Below are 15,404 nucleotides of genomic sequence, written 5' to 3'. Positions count from 1 at the left end.
ATAATCCGCCGGTTACGCGGCGCATCCTGCGCCGCGGCCTGCGGAAAACATCCGGCGAATCCTCGCCCCGTCATGACGAGTTACCTGTTCATCCTGCTTGGCACCGCGCTGGTCAATAACGTGGTGTTCGTGCGCATCCTCGGCCTGTGCCCTTTCATGGGCGTGTCGAAAAAGCTCGAAACCGCGATCGGCATGGGCCTGGCGACCATGTTCGTGCTGACGCTGGCCTGTGGTTCCAGCTACCTGATCGACACCTTCCTGCTCAAGCCCTTCGGCCTGGGCTATCTGTTGACGCTGAGCTTCATCGTGGTCATCGCCGCCATCGTGCAGCTGACGGAACTGGTGATCCAGAAGACCAGCCCGCTGCTGCATCAGGTGCTGGGCATCTACCTGCCGCTGATCACCACCAACTGCGCCGTGCTCGGCGTACCGCTGCTGAACCAGGCGGCGCGCCACAACCTGCTGCAGTCGCTGCTGTTCGGCTTCGGCTCCGCCGCCGGTTTCGTGCTGGCGCTGGTGCTGTTCGCCAGCATCCGCGAGCGGCTGGACGGCGCCGACATCCCGGTGCCCTTCCGCGGCAACGCCATCGCCATGATCACCGCCGGCCTGATGAGCCTGGCCTTCATGGGCTTCGCCGGGCTCGACTCATGATTTCCGCGCTGCTCGTGATGACCGGTCTTGCGCTGGCGCTGGGTGCCGCACTTGGCGCCGCGTCGGTGCTGTTCAAGACCCAGGGCGACCCGCTGGTCGACAAGATCGACGCCATCCTGCCGCAGACGCAGTGCGGCCAGTGCGGCTACCCCGGCTGCAAGCCCTACGCCACCGCAATCGCCGGCGGCGAGGCGGACATCAACCAGTGCCCGCCCGGCGGCGACGAAGGCGTGCGCAAGCTGGCCGACCTGCTGGGCCGCGAATACAAGCCGCTGAATGCCGAGCACGGCGTCGAGAAGCCGAAGTCGGTGGCGGTGATCGACGAAGCGACCTGCATCGGCTGCACGCTGTGCATACAGGCCTGCCCGGTGGACGCCATCGTCGGCGCCGCCAAGCAGATGCACACCATCGTCACCGACCTCTGTACCGGCTGCGAACTGTGCGTGCCGCCCTGCCCGGCCGACTGCATCGACATGGTGCCGGTGGCCGAAACGGTGGAAACCTGGAAGTGGCGTTACCCGGTGTTCGACCTGAAACCGGTGGCGACCGAGACTGCAGCGAAGGAAGCGGCCTGATGCTGCGCAAACTGTTTTCGTTCAACGGCGGCGTCAAGCCGGACCCGAACAAGGGCGCGTTGACGCGCGAACCAATCGCCCGCCTGCCGCTGCCGCCGCAGCTGATCATTCCGCTGCACCAGCACATTGGCGGTACGCCACGCCCGCTGGTCAAGGTGGGTGACCGCGTGCTGCACGGCCAGCGCATCGGCGCCGCCGACGGCAATGTGTCGAGTGCGGTGCATGCGCCAACCTCGGGCACGGTGGTGGCGATCGAGCCGCGGCTGATGCCGCACGCCTCGGGACTGTCGTCGATGGCGGTGGTGATCGAACCGGACGGCCAGGACCAGCGCATCGAGCGCGAGCCCTTCGACTGGCACGCGGCCACACCGGGCGAGGTGCGTGACTACCTGCGGGACGCCGGCGTGGTCGGGCTCGGTGGTGCGGTGTTCCCCAGCCATCTGAAACTGTCGCCCGGCAAGGCCGGTGGCACTGACACGCTGGTGCTGAACGGCGCCGAGTGCGAGCCCTTCATCACCTGCGACGACATGCTGATGCGCAGCGAGGCCGAGGACATCCTGCGCGGCGCGCTGGTGATGCAGAAGATGCTGGCGGCGAAGCAGGTGCTGGTCGGCGTCGAGGACAACAAGCCTGAGGCCGCCGCTGCGCTGAAAGCCGCCGCCGCGGCGCTTGGTGACGCCTCGCTCGACGTCGTCGTGGTGCCGACGCGTTACCCGGCCGGGGGCGCCAAGCAGCTGATCCGCGTGCTGACCGGCATCGAAGTGCCGCACGGCAGCCGCTCGACCGACTACGGCGTGCAGTGCTTCAACGTGGCGACCGCCCTCGCCGTCTGGAACGCACTCGAACACGGCGAGCCGCTGACCCGCCGCATCGTCACCGTCGCCGGCAATGTCGATCGCCCACGCAATTTCGACGTCGCCATCGGCACACCCATTGGTTTCGTGTTCCAGCACGCCGGCCTGAAGCCGGACACCGACAAGCTCATCATGGGCGGTCCGATGATGGGCATCCCACTGCCCGGCGTCGAGGCACCGGTGGTGAAGGCGACGAACTGCCTGCTCGCCTCGTCGCCAGCGCTGTTTCCGCCGCCCGAGCCGGAGCTGCCCTGCATCCGCTGCGGCGAATGCGCGCGCGCCTGCCCGGCCGATCTGCAGCCGTTCGAGCTGTACTGGCACTCGCGCGCACGCAACTTCGGCCGCGCGCAGGAGTACCACCTGTTCGACTGCATCGAGTGCGGCTGCTGCGCCTATGTGTGCCCGTCGCACATTCCGCTGGTCGATTACTACCGTTACGCGAAGAGCGAAATCTGGGCGCGCGAGCGCGACAAGGACGCCGCCGACTCGGCACGCGAACGCTTCGAGTTCCGCAACTGGCGCGCCGAACGCGAGAAGGAAGAGAAGGCGGCCAAGCTGGCGGCGCGCAGCGCCGCCAAGCCGGCGGCGAAGCCTGCCGCCACCGACAAATCGCCGGCCGAGGGTGAAGCAGCCGCCACGCCCGCCGAGGATCCGAAGAAGGCCCTGATCGAAGCGGCGATGGCGCGCGCCAAGGCGCAGAAGGAGGCCGTTGCGGCGAAGAACACCGACACGCTGACGCCGGCCCAGCAGGCGCAGGTCGAGGCCGCGGAGGCGCGGCGGAAGCTGGCCGCCGACATGGTGGCCACCAGCAGCGGCGAAACGACGAGCGAAACCGCAACGGCGGACAAGCCGACGGAATGACACCGGGGCGCGTCTGCCGCGCGCCTCATCACGACGGAACACGATGTACAACTCACCCTACCTCCGCCAGAACACCAGCGTGCGCCGCGTGATGACCACGGTGCTGGTCGCCATGCTGCCGGCGATCACCGTGCAGAGCTGGCTGTTCGGCACCGCGCTGCTGGTGCAGATCGCCCTGGCCAGCGCCACCGCACTCGCCTGCGAAGCCCTCGTGCTGGCGCTGCGCGGCCGCCCGGTGGCACCGGCGCTGACCGACATGAGCGCACTGGTCACCGCCTGGCTGATCGCCGTCTGCCTGCCGCCGCTGCTGCCCTGGTGGACCACCGTACTCGGCACCGCCTTCGCGCTCATCATCGGCAAGCACCTGTACGGCGGCCTCGGCCAGAACCCGTTCAACCCGGCCATGCTGGCGTATGCGCTGCTGATCGTCAGTTTCCCGGCGCTGATGTCGCAGTGGCCCGGCCTCAATGGCGCGGACTTCGCGACGCAGATGGACTGGGTGTTCGGCGGCGCGCGCGCGCTCGACGGCGTCACCGGCGCCACGCCGCTGGACGCATTGCGCACCGGCCTGATGACCGGCGACGACACCGCCGCCGTGATGCACTCGACCACCTTCGGCCACATTGCCGGCGCCGGCTGGGAGTGGGTCGCGCTGGCCTGGGGCGCCGGCGGTGTTCTGCTGCTGGCGCTGCGCATCATCACCTGGCACGTACCCGTCGCCTTTCTGGCGGTGATGTCGCTGGTATCGGGCATCGCCTCGCTGATCGATCCGGCGCACTACGCCGGCCCGGCCTTCCATCTGCTGGCGGGCGGCACGATGATGGGTGCCTTCTTCATCGCGACCGACCCCGTGTCGGGCGCGACCACGCCGCGCGGCAAGCTCATCTTCGCCGCCGGCATCGCGCTGATCGCCTGGCTCATCCGCGCCTTCGGCGCCTACCCGGACGGCATCGCCTTCGCCGTGCTGCTGATGAACATCTGCGTGCCGCTGATCGACATGAAGACGCAGCCGCCGGTGTTCGGCCACAAGAACGGAGGCGCGCCATGAGCAGCGAGGCGCAGACGCCGGTGGTCGACGAAGCACTGGCTGCCGCCGAACTGGCGCCGGAACCGCCGGCGCCGACCGCGGCCGGCAGCGCGATGCGCTCGGCCGCACTGCTGGCCGTGTTCACGCTCGCCTTCACCGCACTGATGGCGCTCACCCACGACGCCACTGAGGCGCCGATACAGGCCTCGGTCGAGGCGCGCCGGCTGGAGTTGATCGCCCAGGTGCTGCCGCGCGCCGACTACGACAACGCGCTGCTCGAAGACACCGTGGAGCTGCCCGCCCTGCCCGCGCTCGGCATCGACGGCCCGGTGACGCTGCATCGCGCACGCCGCGGCAACGAGCCGGTCGCGCTGGTGTTCGAGGCGCAGGCGCCGGACGGCTACAGTGGCGCCATCCGGCTGCTGATGGCGGTGCGCGCCGACGGCACGCTGGGCGGCGTGCGCGTGGTCGCGCACAAGGAGACGCCGGGGCTGGGCGACTACATCGACCCCGCCAAGGACCGCGCGTCGCCGAAGTGGATCAGTCAGTTCGCGGGCCGCGACACCGCGCAGGCGGCCAGCTGGACAGTCCGCAAGGACGGCGGCGATTTCACCTACATGACCGGTGCCACCATTTCGCCGCGCGCCGTCATCCGCGCCGCCGGTCGCGCCGCCACCGCCATCGCGCCGGTGCGCGACGCGCTGTTCGCGCTGCCGTCAGGCGCCTCGGCAGACAAGGTGTTCGAATGATCGAGCGCCGTATCGCGACCAGAGGTCGCTCCCACACCTTCCGCGCCGACGACAGACAAGGCTGGTCAATTGGCCCCTGCCCGCCCTTGTGGGAGCGAGCTTGCTCGCGATGCCAGCCTGCATCGAAGCCGCCGGCGACCGGACATCGCCGCCACCTTCACCGCGCGGCACACACATCGGGGATACCGGCATGAACGCTGAAGAACGCGCCGTCTACGGCGACATCGGCCGCAAGGGCCTGTGGGAGAACAACACCGCGCTGGTGCAGCTGCTCGGCCTGTGTCCGCTGCTGGCCGTCAGCACCAGCTTCGTCAACGCGGTGAGCCTGTCGCTCGCCACCGTGCTGGTGATGGCGATGTCGAGCGGCGCGGTCGCCGCACTGCGCACGCTGATTCCGCATGAGATCCGCATCCCGGTATTCGTCCTCATCATCGCGGCGCTGGTCACCTGCCTCGACCTCGCCTTCAACGCCTGGCTGCACGACCTCTATCTCGTGCTCGGCATCTTCATCCCGTTGATCGTCACCAACTGCATCGTACTGGCGCGGGTCGAAGCCTTCGCCGCCAAGAACTCGCCGCTGGCCGCCGCCTGGGACGGCGCGGCGATGGGCGTGGGCCTTTTGTGGGTGCTGGCGCTGCTCGGCAGCGCGCGCGAACTGATTGGTGCCGGTACGCTGTTCTCCGGCATCGACATGATCGTGCCAGGCGCGCATGCGATACAGGTGTTCGGCGACGAGTACCGCGGCCTGCTGATGGCCATCCTGCCGCCCGGCGCCTTCATCTTCCTCGGTCTGCTGATCGCCGCGCGCAACGCCTGGGTGGCGCGGGTACAGGCGCGCGCTGCCGCGCCGCACACGCCGGCCGAAGCCGCGTCGGCCTGATGGCGGGCCGCGCAAGCCGGCTCACACGGGCCGAGATACAGACCCTGTTCGAGCGCTGGCGCGCGGCCAACCCGCACCCTAAGAGCGACCTCGAATACGGTTCGCCCTTCCAGCTGCTGGTCGCCGTCGTGCTGTCGGCACAGGCGACCGACAAGGGTGTGAACGTGGCGACGCGCAAGCTGTTTCCGGTGGCACCGACGCCGGAAGCCATGGTCAGCCTCGGTGTCGAGGGCGTCGAGGACTACATCAAGACCATCGGCCTGTTCCGCGCCAAGGCAAAGAACGTGGTGGCGCTGTCGCACCAGTTGCTGGAGAAGCACGGCGGCGAGGTGCCGAACGACCGCGCCGCGCTGGAAGCGCTGCCCGGTGTCGGCCGCAAGACCGCCAACGTGGTGCTGAACATCGTGTTCGGCGCGCCGACCATGGCGGTCAACACCCACATCTTCCGCATTTCGAACCGCATCGGCCTGGCGCCCGGCAAGGACGTGCTGGCGGTCGAACACGCGCTGCTCAAGGTGGTGCCGGCGGAATTCATGCAGCACGCCCACCACTGGCTCATCCTGCACGGCCGCTACACCTGCACAGCACGCAAGCCGCGGTGCGGCCAGTGCGGCATCGTCGATATCTGCCGCTTCAAGGACAAGACGGTCGCCACCTGAGCGGGAAACCGAGGCGGCAGCCTCAGAGGTGCCGCCGGATGCGGATCAGATCTTGCCGTCCAGCCCCATCTGGTAGTACTTGTGGGTGATCTTGTCCTGGTTCTCGAGCAGCCAGTCGATGTCCGGCTGGTTGTTCATCGCCTTCTTGATCGCCTTGGCCATGGCCTGGCGGTGGATGTCGAACAGGATCTTGTGGTCGAGGTCCTTGGCGGTGAACACCATGGGGTTCAGCCACACCGACACGATGATGCCGAGGTCGTTCGCCTTTTCCTTCGGAATGTCGCCGGCGCGCACGGCGTCGAGCACGCCGTTGGCGATGGCGGCCTGAACGGTGCCCATCAGGATGTTGGTGTAGCGCTCATCCTTCACCGTCACCTTGCTCACCATCAGCGTCAGCGGACGCACCTGGATGTCGGTATTCAGGATGGCGAACACGCGGGTGTGGCCCTTCACCTGGTCGCCGGTCAGCGTGGCCAGCGCGGTACCGACCGGGCCGTCCAGTTCGCCGATGATGACTTCGGGCTCGGCCGCGGTGCCCGGGGGGCCGCCGGCGACCAGTGCTTCACCGCTGCGAAAGACGATGCGTTCCGACATGTTGTGTCTCCTTGGTTGTCCTGTGTGAAAGCGCCTGGTGCGGCAAGCGCACCGACGCGAGTTTCACATGATACAACTTTGATTCACATAAAGAGACGCACTGCCGAAACGTCGCCCGTTCAGTAGATCGGAGCGGGCTGCGGCAAGGCCGGCAGTACCTCCGGTAGCGCCTCGTCACCACAGATGAAATGAGTGACTGCGGCCACGGTGGCGGCGTCCTTCAGTACCCGGTTGTGGCCCAGCCCCCAGGTACGCAGCAGCCGCGCCTGCGGCATCGCGGCCGACAGGCGCAGCGCGTGTTCGAACGGCACCTGCGCATCATCGACGTCGTGCACGAACAGCGCCGGCACGTTTACGTCCCTCAGCGCGTCGATGCGGTCGATATCGTCGAAACGGACGTTGTAGCGGTGCTCAATGCGACGGCGCATCGCCTCGCGCACGCGCGGCGAAATGCCGATCAGCGCCGAAAAGCGCAGCGTGTGCTCGCGCATCGACGCCGGCGCGCCGATGAACACCGCGCGCCCGAAATCGGCCCGCTCGCGCAGCGCCAGGCCGATCGCCGCTCCGCCCAGCGAGTGGCCGACCGCGCCATCGAAAGGTCCGTGCGTAGCCACCAGCGCGTGCAGCGCCTGCACGAAATCCGGCAGTCCGACGCGGCCATGGCCGCTGTCGCCATGGCCCGGCTGGTCGAACCACACAACGCGCCGACCCGCCGCAAGCAGCGAGGTCGCCAGCGCCCCCATCTGCGCACCGCGCCCGCCCCAGCCATGCGCCAGCAGTACCGCCGGTGCGCCGGCCGGACCGGCGCTCCATACCGCGAGGTCGTGACGGCCGGCGCTCACCGTTTCGCGCCGGGCGGGTGATGCGGCAGGAGCCACACTACGCGGCCGCGGCGGCGTCGTGAACAGCCGCTCGGCCTGCCGGCGTGCCAGTTCAGGTGCCACGCGGCTGGCGAGACGGAAGTAATGGCGCAACACCGGTGCCAGCGAAGCACCGGACGTGCGGCGCGCACGCAGCGGCGGATGGAGGGCGATGGAACTCATGGCAATGCTCCCGGAACGGCGAAATCGGCGAGCAGGCGGGCAAAGGCGGCGCGCGCGCGCTCGCCGGCGCGTGCGTCGTCCATCAGGCGGGCGGCGTGGTAATAGCCGAGCACGATGGCGAACATGTCGAAAATGAACTGCTCAATGTCGAGGTCGGCGCGCAGGTGGCCGGCGTCGATGGCGATGCGCACGGCCTTGTCCAGCGCCTGCTGCAGCAGGCGGTAGTGCCCGACCAGCCGGTCGCGCATCGGCCCCGGCCGGTCGTCGTACTCGACCGAAGCGGCGTGGATCGGGCAGCCGTGCGCCAGACCGCCGCGCCGCGTCCATTCCAGCCAGCCTTCGAACATCGCCCACAGCCGCGGCACCCCGCGCGGTGCAGCGAAGGCCGGCTTCATCACCGTGTCGGCAAACAGCTGCGCCGCGGCATCGATGGCCGCGCACTGCAGGTCCTCGCGCGAGCCGAAATGCGCGAACAGCCCGCTTTTCGACAACCCGGTGCGTTCGGCCAGCGAACCGATGGTCAGCGACTCGAAACCGCTTTCGCTGGCCTGCGCCAGCGCCGCTTCGAGTATGACCGTGCGTGTGTGCTCTCCCTTGCCCATAGGACAATAATACGAACGGTCGTGCTTTTTTCAAGGAAAATTTCAAAGCCTTCGTGCGTACCGCCCGCAAACCCGCAGCCGTTCAGGAAAAGCTGGTCTTGCCGAAGGTGTTGCGCAGGAATTCGGTGAACACCTTGACCGTGCGTGATTGCTGACGGTGCTGTGGGTACACCGCGTAGATGGTCAGCGGCGCCGGCGCGTATTCGTCGAGCACGCTGACCAGACTGCCGGCGCGCAGCGCCTCGCCGACGATGAAGGTGGGCAGCAGCGTGACGCCCAGACCTGCGATGGCTGCATCGCGCGCCAGTTCGCCGTTGTTCGCACGCAGCCGGCCGCTGACCGGCAGCGCGTGCGGCCGGCCCTTGTCGAGAAAGGGCCATTCGACGTTGCGCGAATGGCCGTACAGCAGGCATTGATGGTCTTTCAGGTCGGCCGGCGTCTGCGGCCGGCCGTGCACTTCGAGATAGCCGGGACTGGCGCAGAAGACGAGCTGTGTCGGTGCGATGGCGCGGGCGATCAGCGACGAATCGCCGAGCTGGCCGATGCGCACCGCCATGTCGTAGCCCTCGCCCACGACATCGACGAAGCGGTCGCTCAGATCCAGTTCGACCGTCACCTCCGGCCAGGTCGCCATGAAGCGCGCGATCGCCGACCCCAGGTGCAGCGTGCCGAAGGACATCGGCGCCGACAGCCGCAGCGTGCCGCGCGGCGCCGCGTTCTGATTGGCGACCAGCTGCTCCGCCTCATCCACGTCCTGCAGGATTTTCACCGCGCGCTCGTAGAAGCCGCGCCCGGTGTCAGTGATGCTGAGGCGGCGCGTGGTGCGCACGAGCAGGCGGGCGCCCAGTCGCTCTTCGAGCGCCATGATGCGGCGGCTGATCAGCTGCTTCGACAGCCCGAGCCGCTCGGCGGCGGCGGTGAAGCTCTGCGCATCCACCGTGCTGACGAAAATCTGCATGTCCTCAAGCTGGCTCATTCCGTGACCAAGGCCTCTCTGTCAACTCAATTGCGACAGTGTTTCAATTCCAGGCCAATTTATCAACCGTGATCGCGACAGTACAGTTCAGCCATCGGTTGCGGCATCAGGACGCGCACCGGCAGACAACCCCAGACACTATCGAAAGGACAGACCATGAACACCTCGACGATCCAGGCCTCCTCCGCTCAGCAGGCCGCCCGCAGCACCGACGCCAGCCAGATCGCCGCCGCTGCCGGCCGCGTGCTGCTGGCCGCCCTCTTCCTGCTCGCCGGCTTCAGCAAGCTGACTCAGCCCGAAGGCACCATCGGCTACATCGCTTCGGTCGGCCTGCCCTTCCCGGAGCTCGCCTACGCCGGCGCACTGTTCGTCGAGATCGGTCTCGCTGCGGCGCTGGTTGTCGGCTACCGCACCCGCTGGGTCGCTGCCGCGATCGCCGCCTTCAGTCTGGTGACCGCCTTCGGCTTCCACTTCAATCTTGCCGACCAGAACCAGTTCATCCACTTCTTCAAGAACGTGGCCATCGCCGGCGGCCTGCTGCAGATCGTCGCCTTCGGCGGCGGTGCCCTGTCGCTCGACGCCCGCCGCAGCGCCTGAACACGAAACGCACATGAACGCAGGGCGTCGCCGCGCGACGCCCTGCAGCAAAAGGAGATCGACATGAGTACCCCCACCCTCGCCACCCGCCCGAGCATCGAAACCCGCCCCGCCGACCAGCGCGGCGTCGCCGAACACGGCTGGCTCAGTTCGCGCCACAGCTTCTCGTTCGCCCACTACGACGACCCGAAGCAGCGCGGCTTTTCCGACCTGCTGGTGATCAACGACGACACCGTCGCCCCCGGCGCCGGCTTCGGCATGCACCCGCACCGCGACATGGAAATCTTTTCCTACGTGCTCGACGGCGTGCTCGAACACAAGGACACCATGGGCAACGGTTCGCAGATCCGCCCGGGCGACGTGCAGATGATCAGCGCCGGCCGCGGCATCGCGCACAGCGAATTCAATGGTTCGCAGACCGAGCAGGTGAAGTTCCTGCAGATATGGATCCTGCCGGACGAACACGGCACGCCGCCGGGTTACCAGCAGATCCATTTCACGGCGGAAGAGAAGCGCGGCCGCCTGCGCCCCATCGTCACGCCGGACGGCGCCGAGGGCAGCATCCGCATCCGTCAGGACGCGCGGGTCTATGCCGGCCTGTTCGATGGCGACGAAGCGGCCACGCTGCCGCTCCGCGGCGACCGCCACGCCTATGTGCACGTGGCGCGCGGCGAGGTCACGGTGAACGGCGTGCGTCTGGGCGCCGGCGACGGCGTCAAGCTGCGCGGCGCCGACGCGGTGTCGCTGAGCGAAGGGCGCGACGCCGAAGTGCTGGTGTTCGACCTGCGGGCCGTGGAGACCAGCTACTGAGTCGCGTTTCGCTGGCGCTCCGCAATGGACGCCAGCGACGTGCGCCGGCCCCGTCGCGGCCAAGACCGCTCCCACGGGGGTGGTGCGCCCGATCCGCGACCTGAGCCCGAACCGGGATTCTGTGGGAGGGGTCTTCTGACCCCGACAGCGGCGGTGGGCAGCGCGCGGCGTTAAGTCCACAGACCGAGCTGGCAGCAACCGCTGCCCTCCATAGGGCCCCGCTCAGACCTGGAGCGAAGACCGTGGGAGATTCTATGTTCCGCCGCAAGCGTTTTCGTGTTGTTTCGGGACATAGTCGGCGGCGTTCTTCATCAGTGAGAAGGCAACGCGCGCGAGCTTTCTAGCCAGCGCAACCAGCGCCTGGGTGCGACTGAATCCGCGCTGGAGCATGCGCTGGTAGAACGGCTGCCAGGTCGTGGATCGGCTGGCCGCCATGGCGGCGTTGTAGAGCAGGCGGCGCATCTCCGAGTCGCCCTTCTTGCTCAGCGCACGGCGTCCGGTCTTCTTGCCCGAATCGCGCACGCTGACGTCCAGGCCGAGGAAGGCGATGAAGGCGTCGGCGCCGCTGAAGGGGGCGCGATGGAACGCCGCGCACAGGCCGGCGGCGGTGAGCGCGCCGACGCCTTCGATCTTCAGGATGCGCCGGTACGGCTCTGTCCATCCGCTTTCGTTGATCAGCGAGGCGATACGCTGTTCGAACCGTTTGATCAAGGCGGTGAGCCGCGCCAGGGCCACACGCACGTCGCGACCAAAGCCGGGCAGATCTTCCATGCTCTGACGGATGCGACCCAGGCTGCGTACCACGGTTGCGCGCCGACGCAGCAGGCTGCGCAGCTCGGTCACCGAAGGCGCCGGCAGGGAGAAGGGGCGCAGATCCGTGCCCTCGTGCGCGAGGTAGCGGGCGATCAGGCGTGCGTCGTGCCGATCGGTCTTGGCGCGCAGGCCCACGGTGTCGCGGTACCTGGACAGCTTGAAGCCGTCGATCAGAAACACCTGATGTCCGGCGCCGATGAGCAGCTCGACGAGCGTGCGGTGATAGGTGCCGGTCGATTCGCAGGCGATGCGCTGGCAGCCTTTCGGCAGCGTGCGCAACCAGCCGCGGATGGCCGCTGCGGTGTTGTCGATGCGCGTCACCTGCGCGCTGGGGTGCTCGGCGATGTCCAGCCAATGCTTGGAGACGTCGATGCCAAAGCACACTGCCTCGTTCTGACTTGTCACGATGGGGCCCTCCCGACTAAGGTTCAAAAGGCTTGTCGGGATTCACCACAGCACTGGCTTGCAGGGTATGGACGGTACCGCGGTCACACGGTCCGATGGATTCCTGATCGGTGCTTGGGGTGAGGGCGGGACATCTCTCCCACTGTCTGTACGTGCTTGCCGTCAGATCCGAGCTCGGTCCCTCCGCCCGACAAGCTATTCCTACGCTTGCCGGGGTAGAACATACAAGCGAGCTTGCTCGCGATTGCAGCCGTCACCGGTCATCGCAGGCATCCGTGCGGCTTGCTTCAGATCCTCCCGGACATCACGGTCTTCATCCACTCGATGAAGGCCTTCACCCGCAGCGGCAGATGGCGACGGTTGGCATAGACCAGGCTGATCGGCAAGGACGGGGCGCGATAGTCGGGCAGGATTTCGACCAGCGTGTCGTCGTCGAGATAGCGGCCGACACGTGGCGCCTGGATGATGCCGAGACCGGCGCGGCAGGCTTCGCGGTAGGCGTCCGAGTTGTTGACCGTGATGACACCCTGCATCGGCACGCTGAGCAGTTCGCCGGTTTCCGGCGATACGTATTCGAAGCCCGAAGGACGCGCGCCCAGCGTCTGCGCGTAATGGACCAGCCGGTGCATCGCCAGGTCGGCCAGCGTGCGCGGCGTGCCGTGCTGTTCAAGGTAGGCACGGCTGGCACAGTTGAACTGTTCGAAGCGCCCGAGCGGCACCGCGATCAGGCTGTGGTCGCCGACCGCACCGACACGCAGCACGCAGTCGAAGCCCTCGCGCACCAGATCGACCCGCCGGTCGGTGCTGCTCACCTCAATCTCAAGCTGCGGGTGGCGCATCAGGAATTCCGGCAGGCGCGGAATGACCAGATCGCGCGCGAAGGCGAGCGGCAAATCGACGCGCAGCCGGCCGCGCAGGTCGGCCTGTCCGCCCGCGGCGAACAGCGTGTTCAGTTCGTCGAAGTCGGCGATCAGATCGCGGCAACGCTCGTAATAGGCCTGACCGTCCTGCGTCAGCTGCACCTTGCGCGTGGTGCGGTGAAACAGTCGCGTACCGAGCGTGCTTTCCAGCTGCTGCACCGCATTCGACACCGTCGATTTGAGCAGTCCCAGATTCTCCGCGGTAGCGGTGAAGCTGCCCAGCTCAGCGACCCGGCTATAGATGCGCATCGCTTCGATCTGGTCCATGAGCGGCCTTATTGTCCAAATATTCCGAACAGAGTAACAAAAAAGGCTGCGTTTATCTCTACCAACCCGATCAATAGACTGCATTCCGTGCTGGCGACCTACCCGTCGCACACCTTCAGACCTCACTACCAGGAGATATCCATGAGCACGAACGCAGACCGCAAGATCGCCCTCATCACCGGCAGCAGCCGTGGCCTCGGCCGCAACATGGCGCTGCACCTCGCCCGCCAGGGCGTGGATGTCGTCATCACCTACCGCAGCCATCGCGACGAGGCGGAAGCCGCTGCCGCCGAAGTGATCGCCGAAGGCGCACGCGCCGTCGTGCTGCAGCTCGACGTGGCCGACAGCACAGGCTTCGCCGGCTTTGCCGACGCGCTGAAGTCGGCACTCGGCCAGCAATGGCAGCGCGACCGCTTCGACTATCTGGTGAACAACGCCGGCATCGGCATCTACGCCCCCTTCGCCAACACCACTGAAGCGCAGTTCGACGAACTGTTCCGCATCCACCTGAAAGCGCCCTTCTTCCTCACCCAGGCGCTGCTGCCACTGATCGCCGACGGCGGCCGCATCCTCAACGTGTCGTCCGGCCTCGCCCGCTTCAGCATGCCGGGCTTCGCCGCCTACGCCGCGATGAAGGGCGGCGTCGAAGTGCTGACGCGCTTCATGGCGCGCGAACTGGGCGAGCGCCGCATCACGGTCAACACGCTGGCGCCGGGCGCCATCGAAACCGATTTCGCCGGCGGCATGGTGCGCGACACCCCGCAAGTGAACGGCGCCATCGCCGACCAGACCGCCCTCGGCCGCGTCGGCCTGCCGGACGACATCGGCGCCGCGGTGGCCGCGCTGCTGTCAGACGGCGGACGATGGATCAACGGGCAGCGGATCGAGGTGGCGGGCGGCATTTACCTCTGATCCGGCCGAGCCGAGGACCGGACGGGACCGTCCCGCAATGCGCGACGCGTCCCGGCCTGTCATAGGCACAAGCGGAAACCGCAACGCCGTGGATGGCGGACGCATGTTACGGTACGATAATAAAAACACGACGGCATCACCGGTGTGCAGTTTTTCGGATTTGTTTAAAGCGCCAGGACTGAACAAAACGAATCTTTAAAGTACTGCCCGCACAACCATTAGTGGCGAATCACATCAGAACTTTTCCCTGAACCACCCATGTTCACAGCATAAAAATTCACGACAAAAAAGCACCGGAAAACGTTGGAGTATTTAACCAAATCCTTTCTCACTCACGGAAACACATGAATAGCTACTGGGTAGTTGGCGCAATGTGGGGCGGAACAGCAGATGTACTGGGAATTTTTCTAAGGCGCGGCTACTGGTACTGCTGGGACCCGAAAGTGGCACATGATTCAAATTCCGACGCTGGGAATTCAGTTAAGTCTCAGAGAGAGCGCTTTCTCAAGATCCGAGAGGGAGACCGAATAGCAGTAAAGAAAATGCTTGGCCAAGGCGCAACTGAAATTGAAATTCGCGCTCTTGGGGTCGTAAAAGCGATAGATACCGATGAGTGGCGCGCCTACGTAACATGGATAACCGACGAGACATTTAGCCGCAAGGTAGCAATCAGGGGCTGCACCGCCTCCGTTCATGGCCCGTTTCAAAACACCGATCCCTGGGTAAGGGAAGTTTTTTGCATCTGATGATTACTCAGCCCGTCATTCGAGCTGAAGTTCGCAAAAATCCGCGCAGTCAAAACTTTGACACACCACTACGATCAACAGGAAAATGAAATGAGCATTGAAGCACTTTACGGAATCGAGTTTGCCTCAAATATGAACGACGGAGGTTATGGCGTTGTCGTTCTGGAAACAGGGAGAGTGCTCGGCGGAGACTCCTCATTTGTTTTTGTCGGCTCTTATACAGTAAATAACGGCACAGTCATTGCCAATGTTAAATGCACAAACGACCGAAAAACACTTCTCTCAGTATTCGGCGATATCAATGAGTTCAATCTTCATCTTGAAGGAAAGCCGGATGAGAAGGAGTTTATTCTTCAGGGCCACATGATTGAAAATCCAACCATGCGCATAGGCATTAAGCTTACTCGTCGCGCAGAGCTTCCGTGAGTGCCAGCACAGCGCTAAAAATTAAAACAGAACTTTC

The 15,404-nt window shown here is 66.1% G+C and carries 18 protein-coding genes; 12 read left to right on the top strand and 6 right to left on the bottom strand.

Features of this window, described 5'->3' with window-relative positions; genetic code table 11:
• Nucleotides 1–72: 72 nt before the first annotated feature.
• The 7 genes from rsxA (at nucleotide 73) to nth (ending at nucleotide 6,256) form a co-directional block, all read left to right on the top strand.
• Nucleotides 73–651: an electron transport complex subunit RsxA gene (rsxA, locus tag ACQ66H_RS06580; protein WP_430433314.1), complete on the top strand. Its 579-nt coding sequence runs from the start codon at nucleotides 73–75 to the stop codon at nucleotides 649–651.
• Nucleotides 648–1,226, top strand: a complete 579-nt coding sequence (gene rsxB, locus ACQ66H_RS06575; protein WP_304033156.1) for an electron transport complex subunit RsxB — start codon at nucleotides 648–650, stop codon at nucleotides 1,224–1,226. The genes rsxA and rsxB overlap by 4 nt, the downstream gene beginning before the upstream one ends.
• Nucleotides 1,226–2,941, top strand: coding sequence for an electron transport complex subunit RsxC (gene rsxC / locus ACQ66H_RS06570; protein WP_430433313.1), 1,716 nt, complete (start codon nucleotides 1,226–1,228; stop codon nucleotides 2,939–2,941). The genes rsxB and rsxC overlap by 1 nt, the downstream gene beginning before the upstream one ends.
• Before the next feature lie 43 nt (nucleotides 2,942–2,984).
• Nucleotides 2,985–3,989, top strand: a complete 1,005-nt coding sequence (locus ACQ66H_RS06565; protein WP_430433312.1) for an RnfABCDGE type electron transport complex subunit D — start codon at nucleotides 2,985–2,987, stop codon at nucleotides 3,987–3,989.
• Complete coding sequence (gene rsxG, locus ACQ66H_RS06560) at nucleotides 3,986–4,717, top strand: electron transport complex subunit RsxG (protein ID WP_430433311.1); 732 nt, start codon at nucleotides 3,986–3,988, stop codon at nucleotides 4,715–4,717. The genes ACQ66H_RS06565 and rsxG overlap by 4 nt, the downstream gene beginning before the upstream one ends.
• Nucleotides 4,718–4,907: 190 nt before the next feature.
• Nucleotides 4,908–5,597, top strand: a complete 690-nt coding sequence (gene rsxE, locus ACQ66H_RS06555) for an electron transport complex subunit RsxE (RefSeq protein ID WP_430433310.1) — start codon at nucleotides 4,908–4,910, stop codon at nucleotides 5,595–5,597.
• On the top strand, nucleotides 5,597–6,256 hold the full coding sequence (gene nth / locus ACQ66H_RS06550) for an endonuclease III (RefSeq protein ID WP_430433309.1): 660 nt from the start codon (nucleotides 5,597–5,599) through the stop codon (nucleotides 6,254–6,256). The genes rsxE and nth overlap by 1 nt, the downstream gene beginning before the upstream one ends.
• Nucleotides 6,257–6,301: 45 nt before the next feature.
• Here the strand turns inward: nth and fae are convergent, their stop codons facing one another.
• The 4 genes from fae to ACQ66H_RS06530 form a co-directional block, all read right to left on the bottom strand.
• Nucleotides 6,302–6,850: a formaldehyde-activating enzyme gene (gene fae, locus ACQ66H_RS06545; RefSeq protein ID WP_430433308.1), complete on the bottom strand. Its 549-nt coding sequence runs from the start codon at nucleotides 6,848–6,850 to the stop codon at nucleotides 6,302–6,304.
• Between the two features lie 119 nt (nucleotides 6,851–6,969).
• Entirely contained in the window at nucleotides 6,970–7,893 is a 924-nt protein-coding gene (locus tag ACQ66H_RS06540; protein WP_430433307.1) for an alpha/beta fold hydrolase, read from the bottom strand.
• Nucleotides 7,890–8,495, bottom strand: coding sequence for a TetR/AcrR family transcriptional regulator (locus ACQ66H_RS06535; RefSeq protein ID WP_430433306.1), 606 nt, complete (start codon nucleotides 8,493–8,495; stop codon nucleotides 7,890–7,892). The genes ACQ66H_RS06540 and ACQ66H_RS06535 overlap by 4 nt, the downstream gene beginning before the upstream one ends.
• An 82-nt stretch (nucleotides 8,496–8,577) precedes the next feature.
• A complete protein-coding gene (locus tag ACQ66H_RS06530; protein WP_430433305.1) occupies nucleotides 8,578–9,471 on the bottom strand; it encodes a LysR family transcriptional regulator in 894 nt (297 codons plus the stop codon).
• 156 nt (nucleotides 9,472–9,627) lie between these two features.
• On the opposite strand from ACQ66H_RS06530, the gene ACQ66H_RS06525 reads away from it, so the two are divergent.
• Complete coding sequence (locus ACQ66H_RS06525) at nucleotides 9,628–10,068, top strand: DoxX family protein (RefSeq protein ID WP_430433304.1); 441 nt, start codon at nucleotides 9,628–9,630, stop codon at nucleotides 10,066–10,068.
• Between the two features lie 63 nt (nucleotides 10,069–10,131).
• The gene (locus tag ACQ66H_RS06520) at nucleotides 10,132–10,878 is read left to right on the top strand and encodes a pirin family protein (RefSeq protein ID WP_430433303.1); all 747 of its coding nucleotides are present in this window, start codon (nucleotides 10,132–10,134) and stop codon (nucleotides 10,876–10,878) included.
• 252 nt (nucleotides 10,879–11,130) lie between these two features.
• On the opposite strand, the gene ACQ66H_RS06515 is transcribed toward ACQ66H_RS06520, so the two are convergent.
• Together ACQ66H_RS06515 and ACQ66H_RS06510 are read right to left on the bottom strand one after the other, a co-directional pair.
• The gene (locus tag ACQ66H_RS06515) at nucleotides 11,131–12,075 is read right to left on the bottom strand and encodes an IS110 family transposase (protein WP_430435605.1); all 945 of its coding nucleotides are present in this window, start codon (nucleotides 12,073–12,075) and stop codon (nucleotides 11,131–11,133) included.
• 308 nt (nucleotides 12,076–12,383) lie between these two features.
• Nucleotides 12,384–13,283 carry a LysR family transcriptional regulator gene (locus ACQ66H_RS06510; protein WP_430433302.1) on the bottom strand — a complete coding sequence of 300 codons (900 nt, stop codon included), beginning with the start codon at nucleotides 13,281–13,283 and terminating at the stop codon, nucleotides 12,384–12,386.
• Nucleotides 13,284–13,424: 141 nt separating this feature from the next.
• Here ACQ66H_RS06510 and ACQ66H_RS06505 point away from each other — a divergent pair, with 141 nt between their 5' ends.
• The 3 genes from ACQ66H_RS06505 (at nucleotide 13,425) to ACQ66H_RS06495 (ending at nucleotide 15,367) form a co-directional block, all read left to right on the top strand.
• Nucleotides 13,425–14,195, top strand: coding sequence for an SDR family NAD(P)-dependent oxidoreductase (locus ACQ66H_RS06505; RefSeq protein ID WP_430433301.1), 771 nt, complete (start codon nucleotides 13,425–13,427; stop codon nucleotides 14,193–14,195).
• 344 nt (nucleotides 14,196–14,539) lie between these two features.
• Entirely contained in the window at nucleotides 14,540–14,941 is a 402-nt protein-coding gene (locus ACQ66H_RS06500; protein ID WP_430433300.1) for a hypothetical protein, read from the top strand.
• Between the two features lie 90 nt (nucleotides 14,942–15,031).
• Complete coding sequence (locus ACQ66H_RS06495) at nucleotides 15,032–15,367, top strand: hypothetical protein (RefSeq protein WP_430433299.1); 336 nt, start codon at nucleotides 15,032–15,034, stop codon at nucleotides 15,365–15,367.
• The last annotated feature ends 37 nt before the right edge of the window (nucleotides 15,368–15,404 follow it).

It is taken from the genome of Methyloversatilis sp. (genome assembly GCF_965284615.1).
Classification (GTDB): Bacteria; Pseudomonadota; Gammaproteobacteria; order Burkholderiales; family Rhodocyclaceae; genus Methyloversatilis.
The sequence above is the reverse complement of the archived record's forward strand: the minus strand, read 5'-3'. Positions and strand labels throughout refer to the sequence as shown.